The following is a 13,303-nucleotide window of genomic DNA, read 5'->3' on the forward strand; positions in this document are numbered from 1 at the left end:
CGGAAAAGCGCGTCGGGCTCAGGAGAACAGGCTGGTGTGGACGGGCGCGTAGTCGTTGCCGTCGTCGTCGTCATCGTCGTCGACGGTGTCGGAGATGGCGTTCCCGGAGAGGCCCACCTCGAGGAAGTCGGACAGCGGCGGGCCGACCTTGTCGGGTTCGACGAGGAAGGCGTCGTGGCCGTAGTCGGAGTCGACGACGTGGTGGGCGGTGTCGGTGCCCGTCTCGCGGAAGGCCTCGGCCAGCGCCTCGGACTGCTCGGTGGTGAAGTGCCAGTCGCCGGTAAAGGAGACCAGCAGGGCCTCGCCGTCGAACGCCGCGAGCGCGTCCGCGTCGGACTCGAAGCCGGACGACAGGTCGTAGTTGTCCATCGCGCGGGTCAGGTAGAGGTAGCTGTTGGCGTCGAACCGCTCGACGAACTTCGTCGAGTTGTAGTCGAGGAACGACTCGACGTCCCGATAGGGGAAGAAGCGCCCGGCGGGGTCGGTGGGGAACTCCCGCTCGAACTCGCGGGTGGCCGCGCGGCGACCGAACCGCCGCTCCATCGAGGACTTCGAGAAGTACATCACGTGGCCGAGCTGGCGGGCCAGCGCGAGGCCGTCGTCCGGCTGGCCGTCGTCCTCGCCGTAGTAGTGGCCGTCGTTCCAGTTCGGATCCGTGGTGATGGCGCGGCGGGCGACGGAGTCGAGCGCGAGGCACTGCGCGTCCAGGCGCGCCGCGGCGGCGACGGACGCCACCTTCTCGACGTGGTCGGGGTGGCGCTTGACCCACTCGAGGGCGTTCATGCCGCCGACGCTGCCGCCGACGACGGCGTGGAGGTGGGGAACGCCCAGTTCGTCGAGGACGAGCCGCTGGGCCTCAGTCCAGTCGGTGACCGTCACCGGCGGGAACTCCGTGGCGTAGGGCTCGCCGGTCTCGGGGTTCTCGGTGGCGGGCCCGCTCGTGCCGTAGCAGGACCCGGGGACGTTCACGCAGACGACGAAGTACTCGTTCGTGTCGACGGCCTTCCCCGGGCCGACGATGTCGTCCCACCAGGCGAACGCCTGGTCCGAGTCCTGGAAGCGGCCCTGCGAGGCGACGTGGGCGCTGCCGGTCAGCGCGTGGCAGACGAGGACGGCGTTGTCCCCGTCGAACTCGCCGTAGGTCTCGTAGGCGACCTCCAGATCCGGGACGGTCTCGCCGCACTCGAACTCGAACTCGCCCAGCGAGAGCGTCTCGTTGTCTACCTCCATCGCGTCACCCCCGCGTTCGCGGCGTCCGCAGCGAGTCGCCCCTGCGACCCGTCTCCCGCGTGAGACTGCCCGCGACAGCCCATGCTAGCTCGCCTCCTCGATGGCCCGGTCGAGATCGGCGACGACGTCCTCGGTGTCCTCGATGCCGACCGAGCAGCGGATCAGGTCCGGCGTGACGCCGCTGGCGCGCTGTTCCTCCTCGGAGAGCTGCGCGTGGGTCGTCGATGCCGGGTGGATGATCAGCGTCTTCGCGTCGCCGATGTTGGCGAGGAACTGCGCGAGGTCGGTGCGCTCGCACAGCTCGCGGCCGGCGTCGTAGCCGCCTTCGAGACCGAAGGTGACGATGCCGCCGTAGCCGCCCGAGAGGTACTCCGACGCGTTGTCGTGGGTCTCGTGCGACTCGAGTCCGGGGTAGGTGACCCACGCCACGTCCGGGTGGTCCTCCAGGAACTCCGCGACGGCCATGGCGTTCTCGCAGTGTTGCTCCATCCGCAGCTTGAGCGTCTCGCTGCCCTGCAGCGTCGCCCAGGCGTCGAACGGCTTCTGGCCGTCGCCCAGCGACCGGACCCCCCGCTGGCGGGCGGCGACGGCGAACGCGCGGTCGCCGAAGCGGTCGGCGAAGGTGACCCCGTCGAAGGCCTCGTTGGGCGCGCCCAGTTCGGGGAACGTCTCGGGGTGCTCGCTCCACGGGAAGCTTCCCCCGTCGACGAGGACGCCGCCGACCGTCGTGCCGGAGCCGTGGATCCACTTCGTCGTCGACTCCCAGACGACGTCCGCGCCGTGCTCCAGCGGGTTGCAGAGGTAGGGCGTCCCGAAGGTGTTGTCGACGAAGACGGGCACGCCGCGCTCGTGGGCCACCTCCGCGATGGCCTCGAAGTCCGGCGTCACCAGCGACGGGTTCCCGATGGTCTCGAAGTGGACGTAGGCGGTGTCCTCGTCGATGGCCTCGGCGTAGGCCTGGGGGTCGAGCGTGTCCACGAAGCGGGGCTCGATGCCGCGGCGGCTGGCCATGTTCGAGAGGTAGGAGTGGGTGCCGCCGTAGATGGAGGCCGCGCTCACGACGTTGTCGCCCGCGCTCGCGAGGACGGAGGTGCCCGCGTCCAGCGCCGCCATCCCGGAGCCGGTGGCGACGGCGGCGGTCCCGGATTCGAGGGAGGCGAGGCGACGCTCCAGCATCGAGACCGTCGGGTTGTCGAACCGCGAGTAGACGTTGCCCTCCTGATCGAGCGCGTAGAGGTCGGCCGCGGTGTCGGCGTCCTCGAAGACGTACGACGTGGTCTGATAGATCGGCGGGGCGCGCGCCCCTGTCGCCGGATCCGGCTCCTCTTGCCCGGCGTGGACGCAGCGCGTCCCGAATCCGTACGGATCAGTCATGTACGACACTCATATATCTCCACACGTCTATAACCACCAGTTACGGCAAAACTCGCTGCTGACGTCTGCGCGCGTCGTTCGCGGCGCGGTCCGGAACGCAACGACGGCGACGCGAGCGACGGCTACCTTTAAGCCGTCACGTCTCCGACACTCGCCCATCATCGGTGCGATCGATCCGTCCTCCGAACGGTTACACTTCCCGCGTGAGCCATGAGTGACGACTCGTCGTTCGAGACCGACGGCCGCCGCGACTACCCGCGGGTTCTGGCCGCACTCGTCTGTCTGCTGGCCGTCGTCGTCGCCGCGACGGCCGTCCCCGCCCTCGCCCCCCAGGGGACGACCACCCCGGCCGAGTCGCTGGTGCCCCAGCCCCCGGACGTCGGCGACGGCGGCGGCGCGGGCAGCGGCGCGGGCGGCCTCGGCGCGCTGAATCCCGGTTCGCAGACAGGCGTCGGCGGCGACCTCGGCGGCCAGAGCGCCATGCGCTCCCAGAGCGCCGACACCCACTTCGTCGTCCAGTCGACCAGCGCGAGCTACTGGCGGACCGGCGCCTACGACGTCTACGAGGGCGACGGGTGGGCCCGGAGCGGCGAGCCGACGCCGACCGACGGCGACCTGGGGATCGCCGACGGGCGCGGCGAGGAGGTCCACTACCGCGTCCGGCTGAACCGGTCGGCGACGGCGCTACCGACGGTCTGGCGGCCGAGCGAGGTGTCCCGCGACGACGTCCTTCTCACCGACGCCGGCGCCGTCCGGGCCGAGGCGGCGCTACCGGGCGGGACGACCTACGACGGCGTCAGCTACTCCCCGGAGCGGGACCCCGACGCGCTCCGGACCGCGGGGACGGACTATCCCGAGGGGATTCGAGAGCGGTACACACAGCTCCCCGCCGAGACAGACGGACGGCTGAAGCCCTTCACGGACCAGCTGACGGCGGACGCCGACAACCCCTACGAGACGGCCCGGACGATAGAGAACTGGCTGGAGGGGAACAAGGAGTACTCGCTGGGGGTGGACGAGCCCGGCGGCGACGACGTCGCCGGCCAGTTCGTCTTCGACATGGAGGCGGGGTACTGCGAGTACTACGCCACGTCGATGGCGACCATGCTGCGCACGCAGGACGTCCCCGCCCGCTACGTCGTCGGGTACTCGACCGGCGAGCGGACGGCCGAGGACACCTACACCGTCCGCGGGATGAACGCCCACGCCTGGGTCGAGGTGTACTTCCCCGACCGGGGCTGGGTCCGCTTCGACCCGACGCCCGGCCAGGAGCGCCTCGAACAGGAACGGGAATCCTACCAGGAACAGCGCAGCGGCGACTACGAGGCCACGGAGACCGGTAGTCCCGGCGAGGAGTTCAGCACGAACGCGAGCGACGCGAACGGAACGCCCGGTGCGGCCGGCGACGGGGACGGCGAGATCGACGAGTCCGGCGACGGCAGCGACGACGCGACGGACGGGAGCGACCGCGAGCGGAGCGTCGGGGAGTACACGGTTCGGCTCAACCGCTCCGCCGCGCCGGGCGCGCCGGTGACCGTCAGCGTGACGCGGAACGGGCTGCCCGTCGGGGGCGCCGAGGTCACGTTCAACGGCGAGCGCGTCGGCGTGACCGACGAGGACGGACAGGTGGTCGGCGAGGTACCGTACGCGGAGACGCTACGCGTCGACGTCGACGAGTCGGCGGACCCGCAACTCGTGGACGTCGACGCCGCGCAGTCGACCGACCTGCTGTACGCGCCCCGGCAGGGGACGGCGGACGCGGACGATTCCACGTTCGACGTGCCGACGAACGCGACGCTCTCGGTCGACGGAGACGCCGTCACCGGCGGCGAGGTGACCGTCACCGCGACGGTCGACGGCGTCCCCGTCCGCCGCGCCGCGCTACTCGTCGACGGGGAGCGGGTCGGCCGGACGGACGCCGGCGGGCAGGCAGCGGTGGCCCTCCCCGACGAGACCGGGAACGTGACGGTGCGGGTCGAGCGCGACCCCGTCGCCGGCGAGCGGACGCTGCGGCTGGCGGCGCTGAACGTCAGCGTGACGCCGACGGCGCCGCTCGCTCTCCCGGGAACCGGCGTCGTCGTCGAGGCGACCCTCGGCGGCGATCCGGTTCCGGGCGCGACCGTCACGGTCGACGGCGAGCGGGTCGGCGGGACGGCCGTGGACGGGACGGCGACCGCCCGCCTCCCGCTCGCGGGCGCCGCCGACGTCGCCGTCGAGCGCCACGGTCAGCGGGCCGAGCAGACGGTTGGCGGGCTCTTCGTCAACCTCGCCGCGCCCGTCCTCGCCGCGCTGGCTGTCCTGGGCGGCGCGGCCCTGCTGGCGCGGCGCTCCGGGATCGATCCGGCGACGATCGACCGGACACTCCGGCGCCTCCCGGACATGCTCGCGACGGCGCTCGTGGCGCTGGGGGCCGTCGCCGACCGGGCCGTCGGGCGCCTGTGGGCGCGGGCCCGCCTGACCGCCGCTCACCTGCGGTCGCTCGCGGCCGGCCGGCGCTCGCCCGGGGAGCTGCTCGCCGCGCTGCGGGACTGGCTGACGGCGCGCCGCGCCGAGGTCCGGAGCGCAGCGGCCGGGGCGACGGCCGCCGCGACCGGCGACGCCGGTCCCGAAGGGTCCCACGCGACCGTCCGCGACGCGTGGGCCGAGTTCCTCGAGAGCGTCTCGCTCCGGCGCCCACGCATCCGCACGCCCGCGGCCATCGGGAACCACGCCGTCGAGCGCGACGACCTGCCCGCGGACGCCGTCTGGACGCTCGTCGACGCCTTCCGCGCCGTCGAGTACGGCGACCGCAATCCCGACGAGCGCGTCGCCGAGGTGCGCGAGGCCGTCGCCGAGATCCGGCGAACCGTCCAGCGGCGCGAGGGCGACGGCGAGGGCGGGACCGGAAGCACCGCCGGCGACGCCGAGGGCGTCGACGAGTCGCCGGCGGGCGCCGACGCGGGGGTGGCCGACTGATGCGGACGCGCGTGGCCCTGTTCGGGACGCTGGGGGCCGTCACGACGCTCGCGGCGGCCGTCCTCCTGTTCGCGCCCGACCTCGCCCTGGGGCTGCCGGCGGTCGAGGCGCTGGCCCGGTCGTTCTCCGGGGATAATCGGCGGACTGCGCTGCTTCTGGGCAGCGTGCTCGTCGGCCTGTACCTGACGTGGGCCTCCCGGACCGCCGCCCGCACTGACCCGACGGATCGGGACCCGGACGCGTTCGACGAGGCGGTCGCGGCACCGCCCGAGGACGCCACCGCGCGACGCGGTCGGGCGGTCGCCGGCGACCTGGACGAACTGGTCGACGCCGCTGCCGACGGCGACCGGGGCGCCGTCGTGGCCGTCCGCCAGCGCCTGCGCGAGGTGGCCGCGACGGCGCACGCCCGGGCGACCGGCGCCGAGCGCGACGAGGCGCGGACCGCGGTCCGCGACGGCCGGTGGACCGACGACCGCACCGCGGCGGCGTTCCTGGCCGACGGCGACCCGGACCACCCCGTCTGGTCGCGCCTGCTGCTGTGGCTGGATCCCGGGCGGGAGCGCCGCCGCCGGATCGAGCGGACCGTGGCCGCGACGGAGCGACTGGCCGCCTCGGTGCGGGCGCCCGGCGGGGACGGGACAGCCCGCGGGACGGCGAACGGCGCAGTCGACGGCGAGGAGGAGGTCGCCGGATGACGGCGCGCCGCGTCCGCCGGTGGGGGATGGCGCTGGTCGGGACGCTGACGCTGGTGAGCGTCGCGCTGCTGACCGCGGAGCCGTTCCTGCTGGCCGCGACGGCCGTCCCGCTCGCGTACGTCCTCCACGGCGCGCTCGCGCGCGTGCCGCCCGAGGTCGACCTGCGGGCCCGACGCCGAGTCGAGACGGCGGAGCCGACGCCCGGCGAGCCCGTCCGCGTGACGCTGACCGTCGAGAACGCCGGCGACCGGGCGCTGACCGACGTCCGCGTCGTCGACGGCGTCCCCGAGGAACTGGTCGTCGTCGACGGGTCGCCGCGGGGCTGCCGGTCGCTCCGGCCGGGCGAGTCCGCCGAGGTCACCTACGAACTCGTCGCCAAGCGCGGGAGCTACGCCTTCGGGGACCCCGTCGTCCGCCTGCGGCCGCTGGCGGCCACGGCGGTCGCGACCGCCGAGGTCGCGGCCGGGGGAGCGACCTCGCTGACCAGCGCGACGGCCGTCGACGAGGCACCGCCCTCGGACGCGACGCTGCCGCGGGCGGGCACCCAGCCGAGCGACGGCGGCGGCAGCGGCGTCGAGTTCCACGCCACCCGCGAGTACCAGCACGGCGACCCCGTCAACCGGATCGACTGGCGGCGGTACGCCAAGGCCGGCGAGCTGACGACTGTCGAGTACCGGCGGGAGCAGTCCGTCCGGACCGTCCTCGTGGTCGACGCGCGCCCGGTCGCGCGCGTCGCGCCCGAACCCGGCTACCCGACCGGCGCGGAACTGGCCGCCTACGCCGCCGAGCGCACGCTGGCCGCCCTCGGCCGGGGGAGCGCCGTCGCCAGCGTCGCCGCCGTCGGCCTCGCCGACGAGGACGTGCCCGGCGGCCGCGGCCCGGACGGCCTCGCGTGGGTCGACGCGGCCGGTGCCGCCGACCCCCGCGCCGCCCGCCTGTTCGACGGCGTCGGGAACGCCGCGACGCGGAGCGCGAGGGGCGCTGAGCGCGAGCGGGACGGCCCAGCGGCCGCGGCGGACGCCACACCGGACGCGACGACGGGCGCGGACGACGCGACCGGTACGGCGGCCGCGGGCGACGAGGTGACCGCCGCCGCGGACGGGGGAGAGACGGACCTCGACGACGCGACCGAGGCGCTGCTGGCCCGTCTGCCGCCGACCGCGCAGGTGGTCGTTTACTCGCCCCTGCTGGACGACTGGCCGGTCGGCCTCGTCGGGAGCCTCGCCGCGCGCGGGTACCCGACGACGGTCGTCAGCCCGGACGTGGCGCGGGGCGAGACGGTCGGCCAGCGGGTCGCCGCCGCGGAGCGGGCGTTCCGGCTGGAAGCGGTCAAACTGGCCGGCGCGAGCGCCGTCGACTGGGATCTCGACCGGCCCGTCGACGTCGCCCTCCGGTCGTCGGGGGTGGTCCAGTGACCGACCTCGATCCGGCGGACGGCGCGCGGCCGACCCGGGCGAGTACGGCCGTCGCGGTGACCGTCGCCGTCGCGGCCGCGGCGGCGCTGGTCCTGCAGGCGGGCGTCGCGACGCCGGCCGCGCTCGGGGCCACCGGGGCGGTCCTGATGGCGCTGCTGGTCCGCGCCGTTGGCCACGACCGACGGGCGGCGGGATCGACCGTCGCCTCGCTGCTGGTGCTCCCCGTCGGCGCCGGCATCGCCGCGGCGACGGCCGGGACGCTGCTCGTCCTCTCGGGGACGCTGTTCCCGGTCCCGTCCGCCGAGCAGTTGCCCGGCACGGCCGTTCGGATGGTCGCCCAGGCGATGGTCGTCGTCGGCGGCGTGACCGCCGTGTTCGGGGCCGGCCTGACCGCGGTCGGCCGGCCGCAGCGGGCCGATGTCGAGCGGGCCGCGGGCGTGGCGCTGACGACGACGCTCGTCCCGCTCGGGCTCGGCCTCGCCGGCGTCGTCACCGGGACGCTCGCCCTCGCGGCCGAGACGGGTCAGGACGCCGGTATCGGCGGCGTCGGCGGCGTCGCGAGCACCGCCGTCGGGTTCATCGGGACGGTGCTGTACCCGGCCCCCGTCCGCCCGCACCTCGCTACCGCCCTCGCGCTGGTCGGGGCGGCGACGTACCTGTCCGCGAAGGCCGTCGCCGCGCTGCCGGTCACCGAACTCGTCGCCGACCGGGAGACGGCCGCGGCGGTCGAGCGCGGCCAGGAGCGGCTGGCCGAGGTCGGACTGGCCGCGATGGCGCCCGTCCCCGTCGTCGGCCTGCTCGAGTTCGCGCTGGGGGCCGACGGGATGGCCTCGCTGCTGCCCGGGGTCGCGTTCGACCTGCTGACCGTCGTCACGACCGCCCGCGGGCTCCGGTCGCTGGCGCTGTGGACGGTGCTAGTCGGGCTGGCCGTCCTCGCGGTCGTGGCCGCCCTCCGGTGGGCCGCGCGGACCTCGGGAGAGCGCGTCGGTGGCGTCGTCGCGCCGCTGGCCGTCGGGACCGCCGCGGCGCTAGTCGCGGCCGCCGTCGCCGGACCCACAGTCGACGGCGCCGTCCAGTGGGTCGCGGGGACCCTCCCCGGGGCCATCGGCGAGCAGTTCGACCTGGTCGCCGGCCGGGTGGTCGAGGTCGTCGGCGCGCGCGCCATCGCGCTCGCCGCCGTCGGGACGGCGGGGCTGGCGACCGCCGTCGTGCTTGCCGCGCTCTGGTTCGTGATGTCCCTCGGCTACGTCGACGACCGCACCGCGGGCGTCACCGTCGCCAGCGGCAACCTCTTCGCCGCCGCGGCCTTCGCCGGCGTCCTCGCGGTCGATCCGGCCGTCGTCCTCGGCGCGCTGGTCGCCGCCGTCCTCGTCTGGGACGTCGGCGAGTTCGGCGCCACGCTCGGCGAGGAGGTCGGCCGACACGCGGACACTCGGAGGACGGAACTGGTCCACGCCGGGGGCACGCTCGCCGTCGGCGGTGTCGGCGCCGGGGTGGCCCTCCTGCTCGCCGACGTCGGCGGCGACGCGGTCGCCGTCTCCGGCGGCACGGTCGCCCTAGGCCTGCTGGCCGTTCTGATCGGGTTCGTGTCGCTCGTCGTGGCGCTCCAGTAGCGGACCGGGGCGCGACAGACGTTTCTCCGGCCGAACCGTATGTCCGGTGACATGGATCGGAACCAGGCCGAATCGGACCGGGCAGAGTCGGATCCGACCGAGTCCGGCGCGTCGGACGCCGGTCGGACCGAGACCGATCCCGAGGCGTCCGATTCAGAGTCGTTCGATCCGACGACGCAGGAGGCGCGCGAGATCGGGCGCGACATGGTAGACGACAGTTCGGGCCTGGGATCGGTCGTCGCGCACCTCTATCGCGGCGAGGTGGACCGCGCGGTCAACTGGCGGGCCCGGCTGGACTCGACGACCAACTGGGCGGTGACGATCATCGGCGCCATCCTGGCCTACGCCTTCTCCAGCGACGAGATCGCCCACTCGATCATCCTCGTGGCGATGGCCATCGGGATCGTCTTCCTGTGGATCGAGGCCCGACGGTTCCAGCACTACGACATCTGGCGCTCGCGGGTGCGCTCCATGCAGGAGAACCTGTTCGCCGAGGCCCTGGACCCCTCACAGGGCGTCGAGCAGCGCGACTGGCGCCGCCGGCTCAGTGAGGACTACCGGCGGCCGGGGACGAAGATGCCGCTCCACTACGCGCTCGCCCACCGGCTCCGCCGGGTGTACCTGCCGCTCCTGCTCGGCCTCCTGCTCGTCTGGCTGTTCCGCCTGCACGGCGCCGACGGGCCGCTGGTGGCCGCGGCCAGCATCAGCGAGACGCCCGGCTGGATCGTCCTGAGCGCGGTCGGCGTCGCCTACGCCGCCCTCCTGGCGCTGGCGCTCGTGCCGGACGCCGCTGCTCCGACCGAGACCGGCGGCGACGTTGACCGGGGCGACCTCGATCACGACTGACGTGGCGGCGACGTACCATTTGCTACCGTTCGCTGGCATCTGCTACCATCAACTGGTATTAAATACCGTACAGCGGTCGACGGGCGAACTGCCCGCCGTCAGGGCGAGACGGCGGGCACCTCGACGCGGTCGAGAACGTCGGCGACCACGTCGGCGGGGTCGACCTCGCGGACGCTGGCGTCTGCCGTCAGGACGAGCCGGTGGGCGAACACGTCCTCCGCGACGCGGGCGACGTCCTCCGGGACGGCGTAGTCCCGGCCCTCGATCACGGCGCGGGCGCGGGCGGCCTCGAACAGCCGCTGGACGCCGCGGGGCGAGACGCCGACGTCGACCCGCTCGTCCCGCCGGGTGGCGCGCCCGAGCTCGACCACGTAGTCACGGACCTTGCCGTCGACCCGGACGGACTCGGCGACCCGCTGGAGGTCGGCGATGCGATCCCCCTCGACGACGGTCGTCACGCCGGGCGCCTGCGCGGTGCGGTCGGCCCGCCGGTCGATCAGCTCCCGCTCGCCGTCGAAGTCGGGGTAGCCCATCGCCGTCTTCACGACGAAGCGGTCGCGCTGGGCCTCCGGCAGCCCGAAGGTGCCCTCCTGCTCGACGGGGTTCTGCGTCGCGATGACGAAGAACGGTTCGGGCAGGTCGTGGGTCTCGCCGTCGACGGTGACCTGTCCCTCGCCCATCGCCTCCAGCAGGGCCGCCTGGGTCTTCGGCGGCGCGCGGTTGATCTCGTCGGCGAGGACGACGTTCGCGAAGATGGGGCCCGGCGCGAACTCGAAGGTCCCCGCCCCCTCGTCGTAGACGTTCGAGCCCGTGATGTCGGCCGGCAGCAGGTCCGGCGTGAACTGGATCCGCCGGAAGGACAGGTCCAGCGCGTCGGCGAAGCTCCGGGCTGTCAGCGTCTTCCCCGTCCCGGGGACGTCCTCCAGGAGGACGTGGCCCCGGGCGAGGATCCCGGTGAGGACGGCTTCGAGGAACTCGTCGTCCGCGATGACCGCGCTCCCGACCGCGTCGAGGATCTCGTCGCACGCCTCGGCGGCCGTCTCGTGATCCATACCTGGGCCTGGGTGGCCTCGGTCTAATAGCCTGCGCCTGGCGGGAGTTCAGTGTGAGCCCGGCATCGGCGGGCGGACGCGAAAAACCGACTGCCCCGGCCCGGTGGGCGGTCCGGGCTCGGGGTGTTCGGACGGAGAACCGGCTACGGACGGGGCGCGTGGCCGATCAGTCCTTCCCGGCGAAGTGGCCCTGTTCGTTGCGCTCCTGCTCCTGCGCCGAGTGCGTGCCGCCGCGCGATCGAGCTTCCTGCGTCAGCCCTCGTGTGTTGCCCCGCTGGCTACTGCTTCCCTGGGTGCTGCTCTGCTGGTCGCTGCTCTGGTTCTGCTGTCCGCTGCTCTGCTGCTGGCCTCGCTGCTGGTACTGCTGGCCGCCCTGCTGGCTCTGTGTCGACTGCTGTCCGCCGCGGCTGCGGCCCTGCTGGCCGCCGAACCGCTGACCGCTCTGCTGCTGGCGGCCCTGCTGTCGGCCTCGCTGCTGGTACTGCTGGCCGCCCTGCTGGCCCGTGAACTGGCCCTGCTGGTCGCGCTGCTGACTCTGTGCCGAGTGGCGGCCACCGCGGGAGCGACCCCGCTGACTCCCCTGCTGCTGGCCGTAGTGGCCGCCCTGCTGCTGGCCGTAGTGGCCGCCCTGCTGCTGGCCGTACTGGCTGCCCTGCTGCTGGCCGTACTGGCCGCCCTGCTGTTGGCTTCGCTGCTGTTGACCTCCCTGGTGGCCCGTGAACTGGCCCTGCTGGTCGCGCTGCTGACTCTGGGCCGAGTGCTGTCCGCCGCGGCTGCGGCCCTGCTGGCCGCCGAACCGCTGACCGCTCTGCTGCTGGCGGCCCTGCTGCTGACCTCGCTGCTGGCCGCCCTGCTGATACTGCTGGCCGCCCTGCTGACCCGTGAACTGGCCCTGCTGGTCGCGCTGCTGGCTCTGCGCCGAGTGGCGGCCGCCCCGTGAGCGACCCTGTTGACTCCCGCGCTGCTGACCGCCCTGCTGTTGGCTATACTGGCCGCCTTGCTGGCCGTAGCCCTGTTGCTGGCCGCCCTGGTGGCCCGTGAACTGGCCCTGCTGATCGCGCTGCTGACTCTGTGCCGAGTGCTGTCCGCCGCGGCTGCGGCCCTGCTGCTGGTTCCGTCGTCCGCTCTGTCCGCCCCGGTTCTGGTTCTGGTTGCGTCGTGGCATGGTGATAGTCGTGACTCTAATGAGTCACCTGACTGCTCCGCGGCCCTTCGGGGGCCGTGTGGGGGTAGCCACCAAGCGGGGGAGATGCTTCTGCTTGCCTCTGCAGGCCAGACGACATGTTGCGGCCCGGTCTGGATCGGCCCGGGTCGTGCGGTCCGAACACTGAGCGGAGCGATCGATGCAAGCGAGGAGAACGGGTCGCTGCCGCCGCGTGACCGGCGATGTCGGACCCCCGGACGTGGAACGCGACTCACCCGGCCCGCCGACCGCGTCGGTGCGACGGACGGGGTGCAGTGAGGTAGTGTTTAGTTAGAAGCATTGTGCCAGCGAGCGAAACTCTGGAGCCAGTTTTCGGCTGTGTCCGGTTCGACGTGGCTGAAGCAATTCGAGAACGACGACGTTCGGCGCTTGAGTTCTCGAAAAATCCGTTCGACAGCATTCCGATTTCCGTGGCGAGATATCTGAAATCGAAGGCCTGCTCGTTGGAGTGCAGTTTGGAGGTGTTGGGCGCCATCAACGAGAAATTCGGCTGTTTCGACGTCGTGTTTCTGCTGGAGTTCGCGGAAAAATATTTCGGTGAGAGCGGTGGTCGTCGTCGAAAAAAGCCGGACGTGAAGCAGCTCGTTCGTGGCAGGATCGCCAGCGGTGTACAGCCAGAATTGCTGATCGTTGATCCGAATCACCGTTTCGTCGATCGCGATCTGATTCGGCGATTTCCCTGATTCTGGCTGTAAATCGGCTTTCTGCACCCAATCGTGGATCGCTTTCCGCGATCGATCGACACCCAGACTGGCGAGTAAATCGACGGTATTCGACAGCGATAGCCCCGCAACGTGCGATCGAATACCCAGCATCATCGCCGGCTCGGGTGTCCGCTCGCGCTCCACAAAACCCAAATCAATCCAGTCGCTACTACCACTGAGGCGGGCGATTTCTGGCATGGACACCAAGAAATTCA

10 protein-coding genes are annotated in these 13,303 nt (G+C 72.9%); 5 read left to right on the forward strand and 5 right to left on the reverse strand.

The window, feature by feature from the left end; translation table 11 throughout:
- Positions 1 to 18 precede the first annotated feature (18 nt).
- Together metX and LCY71_RS06565 are read right to left on the reverse strand one after the other, a co-directional pair.
- Positions 19 to 1,230: a homoserine O-acetyltransferase MetX gene (gene metX, locus LCY71_RS06560; RefSeq protein ID WP_225335562.1), complete on the reverse strand. Its 1,212-nt coding sequence runs from the start codon at positions 1,228 to 1,230 to the stop codon at positions 19 to 21.
- Between the two features lie 84 nt (positions 1,231 to 1,314).
- Positions 1,315 to 2,604 (reverse strand): O-acetylhomoserine aminocarboxypropyltransferase/cysteine synthase family protein, encoded by a 1,290-nt coding sequence (locus tag LCY71_RS06565; RefSeq protein ID WP_225335563.1) that lies wholly within the window; start codon positions 2,602 to 2,604, stop codon positions 1,315 to 1,317.
- Positions 2,605 to 2,814: 210 nt separating this feature from the next.
- On the opposite strand from LCY71_RS06565, the gene LCY71_RS06570 reads away from it, so the two are divergent.
- The 5 genes from LCY71_RS06570 (at position 2,815) to LCY71_RS06590 (ending at position 10,128) form a co-directional block, all read left to right on the forward strand.
- Positions 2,815 to 5,559 (forward strand): transglutaminase TgpA family protein, encoded by a 2,745-nt coding sequence (locus LCY71_RS06570; RefSeq protein WP_225335564.1) that lies wholly within the window; start codon positions 2,815 to 2,817, stop codon positions 5,557 to 5,559.
- Positions 5,559 to 6,254: a DUF7269 family protein gene (locus LCY71_RS06575; protein WP_225335565.1), complete on the forward strand. Its 696-nt coding sequence runs from the start codon at positions 5,559 to 5,561 to the stop codon at positions 6,252 to 6,254. Before LCY71_RS06570 ends, LCY71_RS06575 begins: the two co-directional genes overlap by 1 nt.
- The gene (locus LCY71_RS06580; RefSeq protein ID WP_225335566.1) at positions 6,251 to 7,669 is read left to right on the forward strand and encodes a DUF58 domain-containing protein; all 1,419 of its coding nucleotides are present in this window, start codon (positions 6,251 to 6,253) and stop codon (positions 7,667 to 7,669) included. Before LCY71_RS06575 ends, LCY71_RS06580 begins: the two co-directional genes overlap by 4 nt.
- The gene (locus LCY71_RS06585; protein WP_225335567.1) at positions 7,666 to 9,282 is read left to right on the forward strand and encodes a DUF7519 family protein; all 1,617 of its coding nucleotides are present in this window, start codon (positions 7,666 to 7,668) and stop codon (positions 9,280 to 9,282) included. Before LCY71_RS06580 ends, LCY71_RS06585 begins: the two co-directional genes overlap by 4 nt.
- Before the next feature lie 204 nt (positions 9,283 to 9,486).
- Positions 9,487 to 10,128 (forward strand): DUF2270 domain-containing protein, encoded by a 642-nt coding sequence (locus LCY71_RS06590; protein ID WP_373325158.1) that lies wholly within the window; start codon positions 9,487 to 9,489, stop codon positions 10,126 to 10,128.
- A 98-nt stretch (positions 10,129 to 10,226) separates the two neighbouring features.
- Here the strand turns inward: LCY71_RS06590 and LCY71_RS06595 are convergent, their stop codons facing one another.
- The 3 genes from LCY71_RS06595 to LCY71_RS06605 form a co-directional block, all read right to left on the reverse strand.
- Positions 10,227 to 11,180 (reverse strand): AAA family ATPase, encoded by a 954-nt coding sequence (locus tag LCY71_RS06595; protein ID WP_225335569.1) that lies wholly within the window; start codon positions 11,178 to 11,180, stop codon positions 10,227 to 10,229.
- Positions 11,181 to 11,346: 166 nt separating this feature from the next.
- On the reverse strand, positions 11,347 to 12,345 hold the full coding sequence (locus LCY71_RS06600) for a hypothetical protein (RefSeq protein ID WP_225335570.1): 999 nt from the start codon (positions 12,343 to 12,345) through the stop codon (positions 11,347 to 11,349).
- Positions 12,346 to 12,650: 305 nt separating this feature from the next.
- Positions 12,651 to 13,286 (reverse strand): IS6 family transposase, encoded by a 636-nt coding sequence (locus LCY71_RS06605; protein ID WP_225335571.1) that lies wholly within the window; start codon positions 13,284 to 13,286, stop codon positions 12,651 to 12,653.
- Positions 13,287 to 13,303 lie beyond the last annotated feature (17 nt).

It is taken from the genome of Halomicrobium urmianum, assembly GCF_020217425.1.
Lineage (GTDB): Archaea > Halobacteriota > Halobacteria > Halobacteriales > Haloarculaceae > Halomicrobium > Halomicrobium urmianum.

Bases quoted from the DNA above. Each gene is read 5' to 3' on its own strand.
- LCY71_RS06580 (WP_225335566.1), top strand. From the start codon at position 6,251: ATGACGGCGCGCCGCGTCCGCCGGTGGGGGATGGCGCTGGTCGGGACG.
- LCY71_RS06575 (WP_225335565.1), top strand. From the start codon at position 5,559: ATGCGGACGCGCGTGGCCCTGTTCGGGACGCTGGGGGCCGTCACGACG.
- LCY71_RS06590 (WP_373325158.1), top strand. From the start codon at position 9,487: ATGGTAGACGACAGTTCGGGCCTGGGATCGGTCGTCGCGCACCTCTAT.
- LCY71_RS06595 (WP_225335569.1), bottom strand. From the start codon at position 11,180: ATGGATCACGAGACGGCCGCCGAGGCGTGCGACGAGATCCTCGACGCG.
- LCY71_RS06605 (WP_225335571.1), bottom strand. From the start codon at position 13,286: ATGCCAGAAATCGCCCGCCTCAGTGGTAGTAGCGACTGGATTGATTTG.
- LCY71_RS06565 (WP_225335563.1), bottom strand. From the start codon at position 2,604: ATGACTGATCCGTACGGATTCGGGACGCGCTGCGTCCACGCCGGGCAA.
- LCY71_RS06570 (WP_225335564.1), top strand. From the start codon at position 2,815: ATGAGTGACGACTCGTCGTTCGAGACCGACGGCCGCCGCGACTACCCG.
- metX (WP_225335562.1), bottom strand. From the start codon at position 1,230: ATGGAGGTAGACAACGAGACGCTCTCGCTGGGCGAGTTCGAGTTCGAG.
- LCY71_RS06600 (WP_225335570.1), bottom strand. From the start codon at position 12,345: ATGCCACGACGCAACCAGAACCAGAACCGGGGCGGACAGAGCGGACGA.